The sequence below is a fragment of the Cellulosimicrobium sp. G4 BAM 1002 genome, from assembly GCF_057126935.1.
This window is the reverse complement of record NZ_CP182109.1, coordinates 1,921,929-1,940,745: the sequence shown is the minus strand read 5'-3', so window position 1 is coordinate 1,940,745 and position 18,817 is coordinate 1,921,929. Positions and strand designations below refer to the sequence as shown.

17 protein-coding genes and 1 pseudogene are annotated in these 18,817 nt (G+C 73.9%); 2 read left to right on the top strand and 16 right to left on the bottom strand.

From position 1 onward, the window contains the following. Window positions 1-10 precede the first annotated feature (10 nt). Window positions 11-946, top strand: a complete 936-nt coding sequence (locus ACMXGY_RS08720; protein ID WP_483776446.1) for an Fpg/Nei family DNA glycosylase — start codon at window positions 11-13, stop codon at window positions 944-946. A gap of 18 nt (window positions 947-964) precedes the next feature. On the opposite strand, the gene ACMXGY_RS08715 is transcribed toward ACMXGY_RS08720, so the two are convergent. From ACMXGY_RS08715 to rpsB, 12 genes are all read right to left on the bottom strand, one after another. Beyond that, the gene (locus tag ACMXGY_RS08715; protein WP_483776445.1) at window positions 965-1,918 is read right to left on the bottom strand and encodes a GNAT family N-acetyltransferase; all 954 of its coding nucleotides are present in this window, start codon (window positions 1,916-1,918) and stop codon (window positions 965-967) included. Between the two features lie 7 nt (window positions 1,919-1,925). Beyond that, window positions 1,926-3,065 (bottom strand): flavodoxin-dependent (E)-4-hydroxy-3-methylbut-2-enyl-diphosphate synthase, encoded by a 1,140-nt coding sequence (gene ispG / locus ACMXGY_RS08710; RefSeq protein ID WP_483776824.1) that lies wholly within the window; start codon window positions 3,063-3,065, stop codon window positions 1,926-1,928. A gap of 706 nt (window positions 3,066-3,771) precedes the next feature. Then, window positions 3,772-5,082 carry a M50 family metallopeptidase gene (locus ACMXGY_RS08705; RefSeq protein ID WP_483776444.1) on the bottom strand — a complete coding sequence of 437 codons (1,311 nt, stop codon included), beginning with the start codon at window positions 5,080-5,082 and terminating at the stop codon, window positions 3,772-3,774. A gap of 49 nt (window positions 5,083-5,131) precedes the next feature. Further along, the gene (gene dxr / locus ACMXGY_RS08700; protein WP_483776443.1) at window positions 5,132-6,385 is read right to left on the bottom strand and encodes a 1-deoxy-D-xylulose-5-phosphate reductoisomerase; all 1,254 of its coding nucleotides are present in this window, start codon (window positions 6,383-6,385) and stop codon (window positions 5,132-5,134) included. Between the two features lie 58 nt (window positions 6,386-6,443). After that, on the bottom strand, window positions 6,444-7,199 hold the full coding sequence (locus tag ACMXGY_RS08695) for a methyltransferase (RefSeq protein ID WP_483776442.1): 756 nt from the start codon (window positions 7,197-7,199) through the stop codon (window positions 6,444-6,446). Between the two features lie 40 nt (window positions 7,200-7,239). Beyond that, window positions 7,240-7,791, bottom strand: a complete 552-nt coding sequence (locus ACMXGY_RS08690; RefSeq protein WP_483776441.1) for a DivIVA domain-containing protein — start codon at window positions 7,789-7,791, stop codon at window positions 7,240-7,242. Next, entirely contained in the window at window positions 7,788-8,933 is a 1,146-nt protein-coding gene (gene rlmN, locus ACMXGY_RS08685; protein ID WP_483776440.1) for a dual-specificity RNA methyltransferase RlmN, read from the bottom strand. Before rlmN ends, ACMXGY_RS08690 begins: the two co-directional genes overlap by 4 nt. 65 nt (window positions 8,934-8,998) lie before the next feature. Further along, window positions 8,999-9,862 (bottom strand): phosphatidate cytidylyltransferase, encoded by an 864-nt coding sequence (locus ACMXGY_RS08680; protein ID WP_483776439.1) that lies wholly within the window; start codon window positions 9,860-9,862, stop codon window positions 8,999-9,001. Between the two features lie 28 nt (window positions 9,863-9,890). After that, a complete protein-coding gene (frr, locus tag ACMXGY_RS08675; RefSeq protein ID WP_483776438.1) occupies window positions 9,891-10,448 on the bottom strand; it encodes a ribosome recycling factor in 558 nt (185 codons plus the stop codon). 100 nt (window positions 10,449-10,548) lie between these two features. Beyond that, window positions 10,549-11,307, bottom strand: coding sequence for a UMP kinase (gene pyrH, locus ACMXGY_RS08670; RefSeq protein ID WP_483776437.1), 759 nt, complete (start codon window positions 11,305-11,307; stop codon window positions 10,549-10,551). Between the two features lie 123 nt (window positions 11,308-11,430). Continuing rightward, on the bottom strand, window positions 11,431-12,270 hold the full coding sequence (tsf, locus tag ACMXGY_RS08665; protein WP_483776436.1) for a translation elongation factor Ts: 840 nt from the start codon (window positions 12,268-12,270) through the stop codon (window positions 11,431-11,433). Between the two features lie 122 nt (window positions 12,271-12,392). Beyond that, a complete protein-coding gene (rpsB, locus tag ACMXGY_RS08660; RefSeq protein ID WP_483776435.1) occupies window positions 12,393-13,394 on the bottom strand; it encodes a 30S ribosomal protein S2 in 1,002 nt (333 codons plus the stop codon). A 435-nt stretch (window positions 13,395-13,829) separates the two neighbouring features. Between rpsB and ACMXGY_RS08655 the strand changes: the two genes are divergently transcribed. Continuing rightward, complete coding sequence (locus tag ACMXGY_RS08655) at window positions 13,830-14,486, top strand: murein hydrolase activator EnvC family protein (RefSeq protein ID WP_483776434.1); 657 nt, start codon at window positions 13,830-13,832, stop codon at window positions 14,484-14,486. A 3-nt stretch (window positions 14,487-14,489) separates the two neighbouring features. On the opposite strand, the gene ACMXGY_RS08650 is transcribed toward ACMXGY_RS08655, so the two are convergent. From ACMXGY_RS08650 to ACMXGY_RS08635, 4 genes and pseudogenes are all read right to left on the bottom strand, one after another. Next, a complete protein-coding gene (locus ACMXGY_RS08650; protein ID WP_483776823.1) occupies window positions 14,490-15,386 on the bottom strand; it encodes a tyrosine-type recombinase/integrase in 897 nt (298 codons plus the stop codon). A gap of 133 nt (window positions 15,387-15,519) precedes the next feature. Further along, the gene (gene dprA / locus ACMXGY_RS08645) at window positions 15,520-16,854 is read right to left on the bottom strand and encodes a DNA-processing protein DprA (protein ID WP_483776433.1); all 1,335 of its coding nucleotides are present in this window, start codon (window positions 16,852-16,854) and stop codon (window positions 15,520-15,522) included. Further along, a pseudogene (locus tag ACMXGY_RS08640) lies at window positions 16,847-18,383 on the bottom strand (YifB family Mg chelatase-like AAA ATPase). Before ACMXGY_RS08640 ends, dprA begins: the two are co-directional and overlap by 8 nt. Then, window positions 18,383-18,742 (bottom strand): YraN family protein, encoded by a 360-nt coding sequence (locus tag ACMXGY_RS08635; RefSeq protein WP_483776432.1) that lies wholly within the window; start codon window positions 18,740-18,742, stop codon window positions 18,383-18,385. Before ACMXGY_RS08635 ends, ACMXGY_RS08640 begins: the two are co-directional and overlap by 1 nt. Window positions 18,743-18,817 lie beyond the last annotated feature (75 nt).

Genomic DNA, 18,817 nt, shown 5'->3' with positions numbered 1-18,817 from the left:
GGATGTCCCCATGCCCGAGCTCCCCGAGGTCGAGGCCCTCGTGCGGTTCCTCGACGACCGCACGACGGGCCGCACGGTCGTCGCCGCGGACGTGGCCCAGATCTCCGCGCTCAAGACGTTCGACCCGCCCGTCACGGCGCTCGTCGGCCGCGAGGTCGCGGGGGCACGACGCCACGGCAAGTGGCTCGACCTGGTGCTTGCCCGCCCGTCGGGCGCCGGCATGGACGCCGTGCCGGGCGGTCCCGACGACGCCGAGCTGCACCTCGTGTTCCACCTCGCCCGCGCGGGGTGGCTGCGGTGGTCGGAGAAGGCGCCGACGACGCCCGTCAAGCCGCGGCTCGGGGGCAGCGGGGGCGGGCGGATCGCCGTGCTCGCGCTGCGCGTGCGCTTCGACGACGGCTCCGGGTTCGACCTCACCGAGGCGGGGACGCGCAAGCGGCTCGCGGTGCACGTCGTGCGCGACCCCGCGGAGGTCCGGGCGATCGAGACGCTCGGCGTCGAGCCGCTCGACCCCGCCTTCACGCCCGCCGTGCTCGCCGACCTCATGGCCGCGCGCAACCAGCAGGTCAAGGGGCTCCTGCGCGACCAGTCGTCGATCGCGGGGATCGGCAACGCCTACTCGGACGAGATCCTGCACGCCGCGCGCACGAGCCCGTTCAAGCTCACGCGCTCGTTCACGCCGGACGAGGTCGCCCGGGTGCACGCCGCCGTCGGCGAGGTGCTCGCCGAGGCGGTCGCCGCGTCGTCGGGCAGGCCTGCCGCCGAGCTCAAGGACGCCAAGCGCTCGGGCATGCGCGTGCACGGCCGCACCGGCCTGCCGTGCCCCGTGTGCGGCGACACGGTGCGCGAGGTGAGCTTCGCCGACCGGAGCCTGCAGTACTGCGCGACGTGCCAGACGGGCGGGCAGGTGCTCGCCGACCGCCGGATGTCGCGCCTGCTCAAGTGACGCGCGTCGGGACGACCGTCAGAAGAGCACCGTGGCGTACGTCCCGACCTGCTCGAACCCGACGCGGCGGTACGTCGCGAGCGCCCGCGTGTTGTAGTCGTTGACGTAGAGCGAGACGACGGGCGGCGCGGGTCGCCGTCCCGCCTCGGTCGGCACCCCCGCGCGTGCGAGCTGCACGACGGCGGCCATGCCCGGTGCGGCGAGACCCCGACCGCGATAGCGCGGGTCCACCCACACACCCTGCACCTGCGCCACGAGCGGTGTGACCGCGCCGAGCTCGGCCTTGAAGACGACGTGCGGCGCGCCGTCACGCTCGCCCGCCAGACGGACGAACGAGCGGCCCGCCAGGACGAGGGACCGGACGCGCTCCTCGTACGCGCGCCCTCCGCCCTCCACCGGTGAGTAGCCGACCTCCTCGGTGAACATGCGCACGCACGCGGGCAGGACGACCGGCACCTCGGCCGGGACCGAGCGACGCACCGCCGGGTCCACCGGGACGTCCGGGTCGCGGTCGATCGCGAGCGACGGCTGGTTCGCCCGGATCTCCCGGGGCTCGGGCCAGTGCTCGGCGAGGCGCTCCCACAGGGCGAGGACGGCGTCGCGCTCCCCCACGACCGACGACGACCGTCGGCCCGCGTGCCGGGCGAGGACCGCGAAGGCGTCGACCGCGGCACGCCGGTCGGCCTCGTCGAGCGTCGACGGGATGACGGGCACCAGGTTCGCGCCCGCCCAGCAGACGGCCGCCAGCGGGCCCTGGGCGGGGAAGCCCCACGCCTGGCCGCCCGCGCCGTGCAGACCCGCCGCCTGGGCGACGACGAGGCGCGACGCCGCGAGCGCCGACCCGACAGGGTCTCCCGCGCACACCGCGAGGGCCTCGGGCACGTCGGCGTCCCGCAGGACGCGCGCGCGCTCCGGCGACTCGCCCCGCGCCCGCGGGCGCAGCGCGGGGACCGACGGGCGCCAGCGGGCCACGGGTGGCTCAGCCCACCGTGACGACCGGGGGCCCGGCCTGCGCGTCGTTCTCCGGGGTCATCGTCTCGGCGATGCGCAGCGCCTCCTCGATGAGGGTCTCGACGATGAGTGACTCCGGCACGGTCTTGACGACCTCACCCTTGACGAAGATCTGGCCCTTGCCGTTGCCCGACGCGACGCCGAGGTCCGCCTCGCGCGCCTCGCCCGGCCCGTTGACGACGCAGCCCATGACCGCGACGCGCAGCGGGACCTCCATGCCCTCCAGGCCGGCGGTCACCTTCTCGGCGAGCGTGTAGACGTCGACCTGCGCACGCCCGCACGACGGGCACGAGACGATCTCGAGCTTGCGCGGCCGGAGGTTGAGCGACTGGAGGATCTGGTTGCCGACCTTGACCTCCTCGACGGGGGGCGCGGACAGCGAGACGCGGATCGTGTCGCCGATGCCCTTGCTCAGCAGGGCGCCGAACGCCGTCGCGGACTTGATGGTGCCCTGGAACGCCGGGCCCGCCTCGGTCACACCGAGGTGCAGCGGCCAGTCCCCGGCCTCGGAGAGCAGCTCGTACGCGCGCACCATGACGACCGGGTCGTTGTGCTTGACCGAGATCTTGAAGTCGTGGAAGTCGTGCTCCTCGAACAGCGACGCCTCCCACACGGCCGACTCGACGAGCGCCTCGGGCGTCGCCTTGCCGTACTTCGCGAGCAGGCGCGGGTCCAGCGATCCGGCGTTCACGCCGATGCGCAGCGACACGCCCGCGTCGGACGCCGCCCTCGCGATCTCCTTGACCTGGTCGTCGAACTTGCGGATGTTGCCCGGGTTCACGCGGACGGCGGCGCAGCCGGCGTCGATCGCGGCGAACACGTACTTGGGCTGGAAGTGGATGTCGGCGATCACCGGGATCTGCGACTTCTTCGCGATCGCCGGCAGCGCCAGCGCGTCGTCGGCGCTGGGGACCGCGACGCGCACGATGTCGCAGCCCGACGCCGTGAGCTCCGCGATCTGCTGGAGCGTCGCGTTGATGTCGGTCGTCGGCGTCGTCGTCATGGACTGGACGCTGATCGGCGCGTCGCCGCCGACCTCGACCTTGCCGACCTTGATCTTGCGGGTCTTGCGCCGGGGCGCGAGGACCGGGGGCGGCGCGGCGGGCATTCCGAGGCTGATGGGTACGCTCACGCCCCTAGTATCCCCCGCGCCGTGCCCGACACCGCACGCCGGACATGTCTACGACGTCACCTTCCCGCCGGGTCCGGCACATCTTCGCGGACCCTCCACGGAGCGTGTCACCTGCAGCGCCCGCGCGGCCGGTCCGCCGTCGTGGTGGGGTCTACGGCCCGCGCGGTCGGGTCCGCGCTGGCGTCGGACCATGTGCTCAGACTGGCGCGCCGTCACCGTGGTCTGTCGTCCTCGCACCGTGGAGCGCGACTTTGACGTCCTTCGCACACGGCCCGACGCCACCGCTCGTCCTCCCCGTCACCGCCCGACGGCGAGGGCCGGGCAGACCCGCCGGTCGCCGTCTGACCGCGCGGGCGGGCAGAGCCTGCAGGTCGATCTGGGCCGGGTCGACCGGATCCCAGGCCCCCGGATCGCTGCCGAGAAGTGACTTTCCGCCTCGGATTCGGCCGATTCCGGGGCGGAAAGTCACTTCTCGACGAGGCGCGCGGCGGCGCTGGCTGCGGAAGAGGATCTCGCCGCAGGACAGTCGGGCCCGTGGACCGATGCGGTCCGCGGCGTCCGGTCGGCGACGGGGTCGTGACGCTCAGGTGCGGGACATCCAACCCGAACACGCCACCCGTCCCGATCACCGAACCCGGCAACCGCCCGTCACCCGACCCGACCACGCACCGCGCGGCAGGAGCTAGGTGAGGCGGATGGGGTCGACGAGGTCGGCGAGGATGAGCACGGCGCCGACGCCGATGAGCACGACGAACATCACGTACGCGATCGGCATCATGCGCGCGACGTCCGCGGGTCCCGGGCGTGGAAGCCCGCGCACGCGCGCGACCGTGCGCTTGGCTCCCTCGTAGAGCGCGTTGACGACGTGCCCGCCGTCGAGCGGGAGGAGCGGTATGAGGTTGAAGACGAACAGCGCGATGTTCAGCGCTGCGAGCAGCGAGAGGAAGCCCGCGATCTGAGCGACGACCTCGCTGTCGCTGTCGGCGATGGCGACGGCGATCTGCCCGACCCCGACGATGCTCACGACGCCGTTGGGGTCGCGCTCCTCGTCGGTGAACGTCGCCGTCGCGGCGTCGACGACCTTTGCGGGGAGCGTCACGACGATCCCCGCGGTCCCGCTGACCTGCTGCCAGGTCTGCTCGAACGCGGTCGCCACGCCGGCCGAACGGCGCTCCGCGGTCGGCGTGAACCCGACGAACCCCGCGGGCCTCGTCACGGGATCGCCCGCGTCGTCGACCACCGGCGAACCGTCCTCCGCCAGGACCTGCCGCTCGACCTCGACGGGCGTCATCGTGAGCTCGACACGTGCGCCGTCGCGCTCTACGACGACGGGGACCGTCGCCCCGGCAGCGCCCTGGATCGCGCCCGACAGCTCGTCCCACGACTCGACCGGTGCGCCGTCGAACGCGACGATGGTGTCTCCCACCTCGAGACCTGCGGCCGCGGCTGGTGACTCCGGGTCCGTCGCCGCGCACTCGCCCTGCTGCGTCGTCACCGCGGAGGGCACGCACTGGGCGACCGCGCCGACCGTCGTCGTCACCGTGGGGACGCCGATGCCGACGGTCACGATAAGTGTCAGGACGACCGCGATGAGCAGGTTCATGAACGGACCGCCGAGCATGACGACGACCTTCTTGGGCGCCGAGAGGTTGTAAAACGCGCGGCTCTCCTCGCCCCGGCGAATCTCCTCCGTGCTCGCGTCCCGGGCGTCGGCCACAACCTGGGCGAAAAACCCGCTCCCGCGAGGCCGCGCTCCGGACGGGGCCGGCGGGAACATGCCTACCATGCGGACGTACCCGCCGAGCGGGATCGCCTTGAGGCCGTACTCGGTCTCGCCCTTCTTGCGCGACCAGAGCGTCGGTCCGAACCCAACCATGTACTGGCTCACGCGGACGCCGAACTTCTTGGCGGGAACCATATGCCCGATCTCGTGCAGGCCGATCGAGACCATCAGGCCCACCACGAAGACGGCGATGCCGATCACCCAAGCCATGCGTTCCTCATCACGTCGATCTTCGTTCGTACTTGCTGCCGTGCCCCTCTCACCGGCGGTCCAGCAGCTCGTTGGCGCGGGCGCGCGCCCACGACTCGGCGTCCGCCACGTGGTCCAACGTCACGGCGTCGGCGGGGGTTCCCTCGTGCGCGGCGAGCATGCGCTCGACCGTCGTCACAATGTCACCGAAACCTGCGCGTCCGCTGAGGAACGCCGCGACGGCCTCCTCGTTGGCCGCGTTGTAGACCGCGGGGTGCGTCGCGCTGGCCGCGACGGCGGCGCGCGCGAGGCTCACGGCCGGGAACGCGGCGTCGTCGAGGGGTTCGAAGGTCCACGACGTCGCGGTCGTCCAGTCGCACGGCGGGGTGACGGGGTCGAGGCGCTCGGGCCACGACAGGCCGAGCGCGATGGGCAGGCGCATGTCGGGCGGCGACGCCTGGGCGATCGTCGACCCGTCGACGAACTCGACCATCGAGTGCACGACGGACTGGGGGTGCACGACGACCGTGATGTCGTCGGCCGGGACGTCGAACAGCAGGTGCGCCTCGATGAGCTCGAGGCCCTTGTTCATGAGGCTCGCCGAGTTGACGGTGACGACGGGCCCCATGGCCCAGGTCGGGTGCGCGAGCGCCTGGTCGACGGTGGCGGTCTTGACGTCGTCGGCGGCCCAGCCGCGGAACGGACCGCCCGATGCGGTGAGGACCAGCCGGCGCACCTCGGCGCGCGCGCCCGAGCGCAGGCACTGCGCGATGGCCGAGTGCTCGGAGTCGACCGGCACGATCTGGTCGGCGCGCTGCTGCGCGGCGCGCACGAGCGCGCCGCCCGCGACGAGCGACTCCTTGTTCGCGAGCGCGAGCGTCGATCCCGCGCGCAGGGCCGCGAGCGTCGGCCCGAGTCCGACCGAACCCGTGACCCCGTTGAGGACGACGTCGCTCCCCCGGCCCGCGAGGTCGGCCGCGGCGTCGGGTCCGGCGAGCACCTCGGGGACACCGTCACGACCGGCGAACGCCTCCCGGAGCGCGGTCTCGAGCGCGGTCGCACGACCGGTGTCCGCGACACCGACGGCGCGCACGCCGAGCTCGGCGGCCTGACGCGCGAGCAGCTCCACGTCGCCGCCTCCCGCCGAGAGCGCCTCCACGCGGAGGCGTCCCGGATGAGCCCGGACGACGTCGATCGCCTGCGTCCCGATCGACCCGGTCGATCCAAGGATCGTGACCGTCCGGGGTTCGACGGCGGCGGGCGACGCGGGCTCCGGGAGCACGGCGTCGTGGAGCGCGGGGTCGTGGAGCGCTGGGTCGGGCATGGTCACCATCCTCCCAGGCGGGCGGTCGTGCCGGGGCACCGCCCCGGCGTCGTGCACCTCAGCGCGGACGCGTCCACTCGAGGGTGTACCGGAAGAAGAGCCGACGGCGCACGCGCGCGCCCGGGAGCACCTCGCGCGCTGCGCGGGTGACCTCGGCGAAGCTGTGCCGCGGTTCGCGGACCGGCATCCCGGGCGCACCGACCCCCGGGTCGTCCGGACGCGCGCGCCGCGGGTGCTTCACCAGCCCCACGAGCGGGTTGAGCAGCGCGGAGACGACGTCGACGGCGACGTCCGCCGGCGACCCGACGCGTGCCAGGCCGACGACGAGCAGCCGCCCGCCCGGGGCGAGGAGCTCCTTCGCGTGCGCGAGCGCCGGGGACAGGTCGAGATGGTGCAGGACCGCGACCAGGGTGACGGCGTCGTACCGGCCGGTGTCCGGCGAGCCCGTGGCGGCGGCCGCTCGGAGGCCCTCCGACGAGCGGACGTCACCGGGCGAGCGGACGTCGTCGAACGCGAGGTGCCGGACGGTGACGCCCAGGTCGGCCGCGTACCGCGCCGCGGCCGTCCGTGCCATCGTCGTGTCGACGTCGATCCCGTGGATCTCGCCGGACGGGCCGAGGTGCGCTCGCAGCGCGGCGAGGAGCGCCCCTGCGCCGCACCCGACGTCGAGGACGAGGCGTGAACCGCGCGGGAGACGCCGCAGGACCCAGCCGTGGAAGTGCTCGTTGTGGTTCCACGGGTGGCGGGCGTTGAGCGCCTCGAGGCCGTCGGAGGCCTTCCGCACCCACGCGACCGTCGTCGTCCGAGGGTTCACCGGCCGGACCGTCCCGGGACGCGAGCTCGCGGCGTCACGGTCACTCGACCCCGAGCAGCACCTCGATGGCGCGGGCGAAGAACGCGTCGACCGGACCCTCGGCGTAGCCGTCACGCCCGCGAGCACGGCCGAACGTCGCCGAGCGGATCTCTGCCGCGCTGATCGGGACCTGACGGTCGAAGTAGGCGACGAGGCGGTCGCACAGGTCGTCGACGTCGTCGACGTCGTACGCCGGCTTGCCGCGCTCCGCGAGCGCGAACTTCTCCCCGTCAGGCCGTCCGAGCCGTCCGTACAGGGTGCGAGCGCGCTCCGCGAGCGCGTTCATCCAGGCCTGCTGGCCGTGCGCCGCGACGTACTCCGCGCGCTGGCGCGCGATGAAGGCGCCCTCCAGCCGGTCGAGCGCCGCGTCCACCTCGTGCGTGTCGTAGCCGCCGCGGACCAGGTCGAACACCGAGGTCTGGATCTCGGTGCTCGTGAGCCGCTCCGCCACCCGACCCTCGTACACGTCCCGAGCGTGCTCGAAGAAGTCGTCGACCTCCTCGGGGTCGTACCCGTTCCGGGTCTTGCCGACCGTGGTGAACAGCGAACTCACTCGTCCTCCTCTGCAGCGAGCTGCCCGCAGGCGCCGTCGATGTCGCTCCCACGGGTGTCACGGATCGTCGTCGGGATGCCGTGCCCGCGCAATCGTGCCACGAACTCCGCCTCGACGGCAGGGTCGCTCGCGGTCCAGATCGAGCCCGGGGTGGGGTTGAGCGGGATGGGGTTGACGTGCACCCAGCCGCGCCCGCGGGCGTTGAGCTTCTCGCCCAGCAGGTCGGCACGCCACGCGTGGTCGTTCATGTCCTTGATGAGCGCGTACTCGATGCTCACCCGGCGACCCGTCACCTCGAAGTAGTGCCGCGCGGCGTCGAGGGTCTCGTCGACGCTCCACCGCGTGTTGATCGGCACGAGCTCGCTGCGCAGGTCGTCGTCGGGGGCGTGCAGGGACAGCGCGAGCGTCACGGGGATGCCCTCGTCGGCGAGCTTGCGCATCGCCGGGACGAGGCCGACGGTCGAGACCGTGATGTTGCGCGCCGACATGCCGAGGCCGTCGGGCGCGGGCGCGACCAGGCGGCGGACGGTGCCCATGACGGCCTTGTAGTTCGCGAGCGGCTCCCCCATGCCCATGAACACGAGGTTGTTCAGGCGGGCGGGGCCGCCCGGGATCTCGCCGTCGGCGAGCGAGCGGGCGGCGGACCGCACCTGCTCGACGATCTCCGCGACGGAGAGGTTGCGGGTGAGGCCGAGCTGGCCGGTCGCGCAGAACGGGCACGCCATGCCGCAGCCCGCCTGGCTCGAGACGCACAGCGTCGAGCGCTGCGGGTAGCGCATGAGGACGGACTCGACCTTGGCCCCGTCGAAGAGGTGCCACAGGGTCTTGACCGTCGTGCCGCCGTCGGCCTCCATCCGCCGCGCCGCCGTGAGGAGCGGCGGGAAGAGCGCGTCGGTGAGCACGTCGCGCGTCGCCTTCGGCAGGTCCGTCATCGCCTCGGGGTCGCGCGTGAGGTGCGCGTAGTAGTGCGTCGCGAGCTGCTTGGCCCGGAACGGCTTCTCACCCAGCTCGACGACGGCATCCCGCACCTCCTCGGGCGCGAGGTCGGCGAAGTGGCGCGGCGGCTTGCCGCGCCGCGGCGCGGACATGACGAGCGGGAGCGGCTTCGACTCCGCGGAGGGGCGGACGGAACGGACGGTCATGGGGGGTCCAAGCGTGGGGGGCGGTCGAGCGGTGTGTCGTGCTGTGCGGTGCTACCGGTGGGCCGTCAGACGGCGAGCGCGAGCAGGACGTACACGAACGGGGCGGTGAGGAGCATGGAGTCGAGCCGGTCCAGGATGCCTCCGTGACCGGGCAGGAGCGACCCCATGTCCTTCAATTCTAGGTCCCGCTTGATCATCGACTCGGCGAGGTCCCCGATCGTCGCCGTGAGCGGGGCGAGGACGCCCAGCGCGACGCCGAGGAGCGGGCTCGCGCCGAGGCCGACCACCGCGCCCACGACGCCGACGGCCGTCGCGAGCACGAACGACCCCGCGAGGCCCTCCCAGGACTTCTTCGGGCTCACCGACGGCGCGAGGGGGTGCCGCCCGAAGAGGACGCCGGCGACGTACCCGCCCACGTCGTTGGAGACCGCGAGCAGGATGAACAGCAGGACTCGGATCCGGCCGTCGGGCTCGGCGAGCATGAGCATGACGAACCCCGCCATGAACGGCAGGTAGGCCGCCGCGAACGTGCCGGCCGCGGCGTCGCGCACCGCGGCCGTGCCCGACCCGTCGATGACGCGCCACACCACGACGCCCGCCACCGTGAGCATGAACGAGACGAGCAGCGCCTCGGGCCCTGAGTAGTACGAGGACACGAGGATGCCGACGGTGCCGACCAGCAGCGGGAGCACGGGGACGTGCAGGTCACGGCGCTTGAACGCCTGAGCCAGCTCCCACAGCGCCGCACCGACGGCGACGATCGCGAGCAGCACGAAGAACTCCGGCCGGAACGCGAGGCTCGCCGCCACGAGCACGAGCAGGCCGAGGCCCACCCCGATCGCTGCGGGAAGGTTGCGGCCCGCCTTCGGGGCACGCCGCGCGCCGGCGGACGAGCCGTCGTCGGCGGCCGTCGAGGACGAATCTGTCATAGGTGGTGGAGCTCGCCGAGCGAGGTGCTCAGACCTCGAGCAGCTCGCTCTCCTTGCCGGCGAGCAGCGCGTCGACCTGGTCGACGTGCGCCTTGGTCAACGCCTCGAGCTCCTTCTCCGCGCGGGTGACCTCGTCCTCGCCGGCCTCGCCGTCCTTGACGATGCGGTCCAGCTCCTCCTTGGCGCGACGGCGGACGTTGCGGATCGAGACGCGCGAGTCCTCCGCCTTCGACTTCGCGAGCTTGACGAAGTCGCGGCGACGCTCCTCCGTGAGGGCGGGCAGCACGACGCGGATCACGTTGCCGTCGTTGGACGGGTTGACGCCGAGGTCGGACTCGCGGAGCGACTTCTCGACCGCGGCCATCGAGCTCTTGTCGAACGGGGAGACGAGGATCGTGCGCGCCTCCGTCACCGTGAACGACGCGAGCTGCTGCAGCGGCGTGGGAGCACCGTAGTAGTCGACCGTGATCTTGTTGAACATCGCGGCGTTCGCACGCCCGGTGCGGATCGCGGCGAAGTCCTCCTTGGCGACCTCGACCGCCTTGTCCATCTTCTCCTCGGCCTCGAGGAGGGTCTCGTCGATCACCAGTGCTCCTTCGTCGTTCGTCGGTGGGTCGGTCGGGCGGTCGTGCTCCTGGTCGGTCCGGCCGCCGGTCCAGGCGGCGGCACCGCTTCAGGCACCGACGTCAGTCGGTCGTGACCAGTGTGCCAATATTCTCGCCGACCAGGGCACGCGTGACGTTCCCGGGCTCGCTCATGCCGAAGACGCGCATGCGCACGTCGTTGTCCCGGCACAGGCTCATCGCCGTCGCGTCCATGACCCCGAGGTCGTTGACGAGCGCGTCGGTGTACGTCAGGTGGTCGAGCCTGACGGCGTCCGGGTCCTTGCGGGGGTCGGCCGTGTAGACGCCGTCCACGCCGTTCTTGCCCATGAGCACCATCTGGCAGTGCGTCTCGAGAGCACGCTGCACGGAGACGGTGTCCGTGGAGAAGTACGGCATCCCGGCGCCGGCACCGAAGATCACGACGCGGCCCTTCTCGAGGTGTCGGATCGCCCGCAGCGGGATGTACGGCTCGGCGACCTGGCCCATCGTGATCGCGGTCTGCACGCGCGTCTTGACGCCCGCCTGCTCGAGGAAGTCCTGGAGGGCGAGGCAGTTCATCACGGTGCCGAGCATGCCCATGTAGTCGGCACGCGCGCGGTCGAGGCCGCGCTGCGAGAGCTCGGCACCGCGGAAGAAGTTCCCCCCGCCGACCACGATCGCCACCTGGACGCCCTGCGCCACGGCGTCGGCGATCTCCTGCGCCACGCGCTGCACCACGTCGGGCGCGAGCCCGATCTGACCGCCGCCGAACGTCTCGCCGGAGAGCTTGAGGAGGACCCGGCGGGGCGGGGCGCCCGCTCCGCTCTCGCGCGTCTGCTCGCTTGTCGTCACTGTGGCCACCTGTCCTCGGGTCGTCGCCCGCACGAGGCGGGTCGTGGGCGGTCGCGCTCCCGGGAAGACCCCGGGTGCGCCGTGGCCCGGCCCCGCCGTCGCGCGGACGGCTGGGCCGGGCCAGGGGTGGCGTCAGGCGCCGACGCGGTACCGCACGAACTCGGTGATCGAGCCGCCGGCCTCGGAGACGACCTGGCCGACCGTCTTCTTCGGGTCCTTCGCGAGCGGCTGGTCGACGAGGACGACGTCCTTGAAGAAGCCGTTCAGGCGACCCTCGATGATCTTCGGCAGCGCGGCCTCGGGCTTGCCCTCGTTGCGCGAGGTCTCCTCGGCGATGCGGCGCTCGTTCTCGACGGTGTCGGCCGGGACCTCGTCGCGCGAGAGGTACGTCGGCGACATCGCGGCGACGTGCTGCGCGACGTCCTTCGCGACGGCCTCGCCCGCGGCGTCGGTCGCGACGACCACGCCGATCGACGGCGGCAGGTCGCGCGCGGTGCGGTGCAGGTACGCGGTGACGCGCTCGCCCGCGACGCGGGTGACGCGGCGCAGGACGATCTTCTCGCCCAGCGTCGCCGCCTGGTTGTCGATGACGACCTGGACGGTCTCGCCGTCCGCGTCGGCCGCGAGCGCCGCGTCGGCGTCACGGGCGCCGGCGTCCGCCGCGGCCTTGAGCACGCGGTCCGCGAGGCTGATGAACGTCTCGTTCTTCGCGACGAAGTCCGTCTCGGAGTTGAGCTCGATGAGCGTCGCGACCTGGCCGCCCTCGGTGTCGCGGATGTCGACGGCGATGAGGCCCTCGGAGGTCGAGCGGCCCTCGCGCTTGGCGACGCCCTTCAGACCCTTGACGCGGATGATCTCCAGCGCCTTCTCCGCGTCGCCGTCCGCCTCGTCGAGCGCCTTCTTCACGTCGAGCATGCCGGCACCGGTGCGCTCGCGCAGGGCCTTGATGTCAGCGGCGGTGTAGTTCGCCATGATGGTTCCTCACTCGTGGTTCGTCACGGGTACGTGCTGGTGGCACCTCGCGCGGTGCCGGTGCGACCGTCGGGGGGACGGCGCGGGGCGCGCGACGGCCTCCCGTCGCGCGCCCCGGGTCGTCACTTGGTCTCGTCGGCCTCGGCGGCAGGCGTCTCGGCGACCTCGGCCTCGGCGACCTCGGTCGTCTCGGGCTCGGCGGCCTCCGTGACCTCGGCCTCGGCGGCCTCGGCAGCCACCTCGACGGCGGGAGCGGCGTCCGCACCCGGCGCGACAGACTCCTCGGCGCCCGAGGCACCCTCGGTCGCGGCAGCGTTCGCGGCCGTCTCGTCGGCCTCGAGCTGCTGCTCGGCGCCGGCGAGGAGCTCGCGCTCCCACTCGGCGAGCGGCTCGGCGTCCGTCCCGGCGCCGGCCTCGGCACCCGAGCGGCCGGAGTGGCGCTGGAGCAGACCCTCGGCGACCGCGTCCGCGATCACGCGCGTGAGCAGCGTGACGGAGCGGATCGCGTCGTCGTTGCCCGGGATCTTGTAGTCCACGACGTCCGGGTCGCAGTTGGTGTCGAGGATCGCGACGATCGGGATGTGGAGCTTGCGCGCCTCGTCGACCGCGAGGTGCTCCTTGTTCGTGTCGACGATCCACACGGCGGAGGGGACCTTCGCCATGTCGCGGATGCCGCCGAGCGTGCGGGCGAGCTTGTCCTTCTCGCGACGCAGGACGAGGAGCTCCTTCTTGGTGAGCGACGAGCCGGCGACGTCGTCGAAGTCGATCTCCTCGAGCTCCTTGAGGCGCTGGAGACGCTTGTGCACCGTGGTGAAGTTGGTGAGCATGCCACCGAGCCAGCGGTGGTTCACGTACGGCATGCCGACGCGCGCGGCCTGCTCGGCGACGGGCTCCTGGGCCTGCTTCTTGGTGCCGACGAAGAGGATCGAGCCGCCGTGCGCGACCGTCTCCTTGACAAACTCGTACGCGCGGTCGATGTAGGACAGCGACTGCTGCAGGTCGACGATGTAGATGCCGTTGCGCTCGGTGAAGATGAAGCGCTTCATCTTCGGGTTCCAACGGCGGGTCTGGTGCCCGAAGTGGACACCGCTCTCGAGGAGCTGGCGCATGGTCACGACGGCCATGACACGTCCTTTCGCCGTGCGGCCCGGGATCCACCCGGTGCGCGCACGCTTCTGGCGACCCTCCCCGTGGGGACGGGCCGCGGTGCGGTTGACGGTGCCGACCTGATGGTCCGCACCCCTAGCGCCACCCGTGCCGACGCCTGCGCACGCCGACGAACTGGTGCGGGCAGGACCGACGCCGGACGCGGCCTCGCCCGGAGACCCGGCGGAACCGGGAGGACGGGCGGGGACGTGACGCGCGAAGTCGACCGACTCGCACCGCCTTCGCCGAGGAAGACCCCGAACAAGGCAGACGAGCGTGCCGGTCGCGTCGTTCAGTCTACCCGACCGCCAGACCGTCCACAGCCCGCACCCGTCGGTCCCCCTTCCGGTGCGTCGTCCACAGCCGGACGACGGCGGAGCCCGGGGAACCACCGTACGCGGCACGCTGTCGCGATGAACCTCGACACCCACCGCGGCCCCGACCTCGTGCCGGACCACGGCCGGAGCTCCGGTCCCGCTCGCCGGTACGTGCTGGCGCTCGCCGCATGCGGGCTGCTCGGCGGCATCGGTCCCGCTGCGGTCGCGGACCCCGCGGTGCCGTTCGGCGCCGCTCCGCTCGTCAGCGCGTCGAACGCCACCGGTCCGGACGCCGCCGACGGGCCACCAACGCGGGCGGGACGGGTCCCGCCGCTCGAGCGCGGCCTGGACGACCTGGGCGTGCTCGCCCCGTTCGATCCCCCGGACCACGACTGGCTCCCCGGCCACCGTGGCGTCGACCTCGAGGCGTCGCCCGGGGAGACCGTCCGCTCCCCCGCGCCCGGCGTCGTGACCTTCGCCGGTCCCGTCGCGGGGCGGGACGTGCTCGTCGTCGCGCACGACGACGGGCTGCGGACGTCGCTCGAACCGGTCGCGGGCTCGGTGGAGCCGGGGACGCGCGTCGGGGCGGGGGCCGCCGTCGGGACGGTCCAGGACACCGCGGCCGACGGTGTCCACGGGGGCCATTGCGCCGCCGTCTGCGTGCACTGGGGCGTGCGCCGCGGAGAGCGCTACGTGGACCCGCTCGCGCTGCTCGGCGAGCGTCCCCCGATCGTGCTGCTGCCGCTCTGGTAAGGCTCAGGCGCGGGGGAACGCCTGCTCGAACGAGCTGCGGAGCCGCTCGGCCGTCACGTGCGTGTAGCGCTGCGTGGTCGCGAGCGACGAGTGGCCGAGGATCTCCTGCACGCTGCGCAGGTCGGACCCCCCGGCAAGCAGGTGCGTGGCCGCGCTGTGGCGCAGGTCGTGGGGCGCGACGTCGTCGACGCCCGCGGCCTGGGCGAGGCGGTGCACGGCGTCGCGGACCTGTCGTTGCCCCCACCGACCGCCGCGGTCCCCGAGGAGCAGCGCCGCCCCGGACCTCTCGGTCGCGAGCACGGGGCGCCCCACGTCGAGCCAGCGCCGCACCGCTCGCGCCGCCGGGAGGCCGAACGGGACGACGCGCTCCTTGTCGCCCTTGCCCAGCACCCGCACGGTGCGCAGGTCGAGGTCCACGTCGTCGACGTCGGCCCCGGCGAGCTCGCCGACGCGGACGCCCGCACCGTAGAGGAGCTCGGCGGCCGCCCACTCGCGCACGCGTGCGGGCTCGCCGTCGGCCGCGGCGTCGCGCGCCGCGTCGAGCAGGCGAGCGGCGGCGTCCACGGCCAGGACGGTCGGCAGCGTGCGGGGCACACGCGGGCTGGCGAGCCGCGCGGCGGGGTCGGTCCCGACCCGCCCGGACGTGCGCGCCCAGTCGAAGAACGCCCGGGCCGCGGCTCCGCGCCGCGCGAGCGTCGCTCGGGCGAGGCCGCGCTCCGACTGCTCCGTCAGCCAGGACCGCAGGACCGCGAGGTCGACGGCGTCGACCGTCGTCGCGCCGCCACGCGAGGCGTGCCGCAGCAGCGTCTCGACGTCCCCCGCGTAGGCCCGGACCGTGTGCGGGGACGTCCCCCGTTCCACCTCGAGGTGCTCGCAGTAGGCGGAGAGCGCCGCGCGCAGCTCCCGCGGGAGGGGGTCGCGCGAGGCGCGACCGCGCTCGTCCTGCTCGTCCACACGTCCCGTCCTGTCCACGCCCTCAGTCTCGCCGGAGCGAGCGCGCGGCCTCGGGAGGCGCTCCGCGCGGCGCTCGGACTCAGCCGCTCGCGAGCCGCCGCCAGCCGCCACGCGCGCGTTCGGCCAGCACGCGGACCTCGAGGCGGCCGAGGGCGGCGAGCGCCTCCGGGACGGAGAGTCCGGCAGTGCGCGCGACGGACGCCGTGGACACGTGCGCTCGGAGGGGCAGCGCGTCCCACGCCCGTCGTTCGACGTCGTCGAGACCGTCGTAGGCGGCGGCCGGCCGGTGGGCGGCGGTCCGCGGGACCGCCGGCGCCAGGTCGCGCGCGAGGGCCCCGGCGAGCTCGGCCACCTCGGCGGCGTCGGTCACGCAGACGGCGGTGCCGTCGCGCAGGAGGCGGTGGCAGCCCGACGACGCCATGGACGTCACCGGGCCCGGCACCGCACCGACGGGACGGGAGAGCTCCGCCGCCCGGGCCGCAGTGCTGAGCGAGCCGGACCGCCACGCCGCCTCCACGACCACGGTCGCGCACGCGAGCGCGGCGATGAGCCGGTTGCGCTGCAGGAACCGCACGCGGCTCGGTACCGACCCGGGCGGCACCTCCGAGACGACCGCACCACCCGACTCGAGGACCGCGTGCAGCAGGTCGGTGTTCCCCGCGGGATACAGGCGGTCGACCCCGCCCGCCAGGAAGGCCACGGTCGGACCGCCGGAGACCAGCGCCGCGCGGTGCGCAGCCGCGTCGATCCCGTAAGCACCACCGGACACGACGGTGAACCCGCGCGCCGTGAGACCCGACGCGATCTCGCCCGTCACGTGCCGACCGTAGTCGGTGCACGCCCGCGCCCCGACGAGCGCGACCGAGCGGATCGCGAGGGGTTCCAGGTCCGGTGTCCCTCGGACCCACAGCGCGTGCGGGCGGGTCGGCCCGAGGACGTCGAGCGCCGCGGGCCAGCCGGCGTCCTCAGGCACGACCAGCGTCCCGCCCAGACGTTCGAGCACGCGCAGCTCCCGACGCGGGTCGAGCCCGTCGAGCCGCGGTGCCCACCGCGCCAGACCGCGCAGCAGGCGCGGCACGGGTCCACCACGAGCGCCGGGACGGTCGACCGGGCCGTCGACGGGGACGAGCTCGACGAGCTCGGCGACGCGCAGAGGATCCGGCGGCACCGCCTCCCCGGTACCGGCACCCGCACCGGCCAGCTCGACGAGCGCACGACGTGCCTCGGCCGGGTCGTTCACCGCCTCGTGGACCCAGGCGAGGGCCGTCCCCGCGCCGAGGTGCTCGACGAGCGCCACCGCGACGTCGTCCCCGGGTTCGGCGATCCGCGACCAGGCAGCGCGCGCGAGCCGGTCGTCCGTCACGTCGAACAGCGGCCGCACCGCGGCCACGACCCCCTCGCCGCGCTCAGCCACGGTAGCCCCGCGTGCGCAGCGCGAGCCCGGCACCGACGTCGGACCGGGTGGGTGCGTCCCGCCCGGCGAGGTCGGCGACGGTCCACGCGAGCCGGAGCACCCGGTCCGCCCCGCGCAGGCTCAACGTGCCGCGGTCGAGCGCGGTGTCGACGTCCGTGAGCAGCCCTGGGTCGGCGCCGAGCCGGTCACGCAGCCAGGTCCCGGGGACCTCGGCGTTGGTCCGCCAGCCCGTCCCCGCGAGCCGGTGCTGCGCGGCCTCTCGCGCCGCGAGCACGCGCGCGGCGACGACCGCGCTCGACTCCAGGGCGCCGCCGCCCGCGCGCTCGACGCGCGAGACGGGACGCACCTCGACCTGGACGTCGACACGGTCGAGCAGCGGGCCGGACAGCCGGCCGAAGTAGCGCCGCTGGGCGACGGGCGAGCAGGTGCACTCCAGACCCTTGCCGACCCTTGCCGCACGGGCAGGGATTCGCGGCGAGCGCGAGCTGGAACCGCGCCGGGTAGCGCGCCGTGCCGCCCGCGCGGTGGATGACGAGCTCGCCGTGCTCGAGCGGCTGGCGCAGCGTCTGGAGCACGCGCGCGCCGAACTCCGGTGCTTCGTCCAGGAAGAGCACACCGCGGTGCGCGCGGGACGCCGCGCCGGGACGCGGCATCCCCGTCCCGCCACCGACGATGGCCGCGGGGGTCGCCGTGTGGTGCGGGTCCTCGTACGGCGGGCGGCGCACGAGCCCGCCGCCCGGGTCGAAGACCCCCGCGACGGAGTGCACGGCGGTCACCTCGACGGCCTCGCTCTCCGTGAGGTCCGGCAGGATCCCGGGCAGCCGTGACGCGAGCATCGTCTTGCCCGCACCCGGCGCCCCGACGAGCAGCAGATGGTGGCCGCCGGCGGCCGCGACCTCGAGGGCGTGCCGCGCCTCGTCCTGCCCGACGACGTCCGCCAGGTCGCCGGTCGGAGGGCGTTCGACGACCGGCCGTGCAGGAGCGACGGGAGCGACCGGGGTGTCGGGCTCGTCGAGCGTCGCGCCGTGGAAACGCGCGACGTCGGCGAGGGTCGCGGCCCCGACGACGCGCGCGCCGGGGACCAGGCGCGCCTCGGCGACGTCGGCCGCGGGAACGACGACGTCGCGGTAGCCCGCGGCGACGGCGGCGGCCACCGCGGGCAGGACGCCGCGGACGGGCTGGAGCCGCCCGTCGAGCCCCAGCTCGCCCAGGTGCACGATGCCCTCCACCGCGCTCGGCGGCAGCACTCCCGCCCCGCCGAGCGTCGCGACGGCGATCGCGAGGTCGAAGCAGGTACCCGACTTCGGGAGGGCCGCGGGCGAGAGGTTGACGGTGATCTTGCGCTGCGGCCAGGAGATGCCCGACGACGCCACCGCCGCGCGCACCCGGTCGCGCGACTCGCTGAGCGCGGTGTCCGGCAGCCCGACGAGCACGAACCCGGGCACCGAGGCGGCGAGGTGCGCCTGGACCTCGACGACGTACCCCGTGAGCCCGACGAGCGCGACGGCGCGCGTGGTCCCGAGGCCCATCAGGCGCTCACCCCGGTGAGGTGCTCGACCTGCGCGGCCCCGGCACGCGCCACGACGACCGCGACCACGTCGATGCGGACCGACCGGGCCCGGACGTCGTGCGTGGCGAGCCACTCCCCCGTCAGGCGCCGCAGGCGCGCGATCTTGTCGGCCGTGACGGCTTGGGCGGGGTGCCCGAACCCGGTGCCCCGCCGCGTCTTGACCTCTACCGCGACGAGCACGTCGCCGTCCAGCGCGACCACGTCGAGCTCTCCGCGCGTCCCGCGCCAGTTCCGGTCGAGCACGGTCCAGCCGGCCTCGACCAGGTAGGCCGCGGCCACCTTCTCCCCGTACCGCCCGACGGCGTCCTTCGCTCTCATGAGCTCACCTCCGCGGCCCACCGTGGGGCCACGGCACGGGGCGACGCCAGGCGCCCGCGAGCCTTGTGGAAGGAG

Coding starts and splice junctions, on each gene's coding strand:
- ACMXGY_RS08720 (WP_483776446.1), top strand. CDS start 11: ATGCCCGAGCTCCCCGAGGTCGAGGCCCTCGTGCGGTTCCTCGACGAC.
- ispG (WP_483776824.1), bottom strand. CDS start 3,065: ATGCCCGCCGCGCCGCCCCCGGTCCTCGCGCCCCGGCGCAAGACCCGC.
- ACMXGY_RS08705 (WP_483776444.1), bottom strand. CDS start 5,082: ATGGCTTGGGTGATCGGCATCGCCGTCTTCGTGGTGGGCCTGATGGTC.
- dxr (WP_483776443.1), bottom strand. CDS start 6,385: ATGCCCGACCCAGCGCTCCACGACCCCGCGCTCCACGACGCCGTGCTC.
- rlmN (WP_483776440.1), bottom strand. CDS start 8,933: ATGACCGTCCGTTCCGTCCGCCCCTCCGCGGAGTCGAAGCCGCTCCCG.
- ACMXGY_RS08680 (WP_483776439.1), bottom strand. CDS start 9,862: ATGACAGATTCGTCCTCGACGGCCGCCGACGACGGCTCGTCCGCCGGC.
- tsf (WP_483776436.1), bottom strand. CDS start 12,270: ATGGCGAACTACACCGCCGCTGACATCAAGGCCCTGCGCGAGCGCACC.
- rpsB (WP_483776435.1), bottom strand. CDS start 13,394: ATGGCCGTCGTGACCATGCGCCAGCTCCTCGAGAGCGGTGTCCACTTC.
- ACMXGY_RS08655 (WP_483776434.1), top strand. CDS start 13,830: ATGAACCTCGACACCCACCGCGGCCCCGACCTCGTGCCGGACCACGGC.
- ACMXGY_RS08635 (WP_483776432.1), bottom strand. CDS start 18,742: ATGAGAGCGAAGGACGCCGTCGGGCGGTACGGGGAGAAGGTGGCCGCG.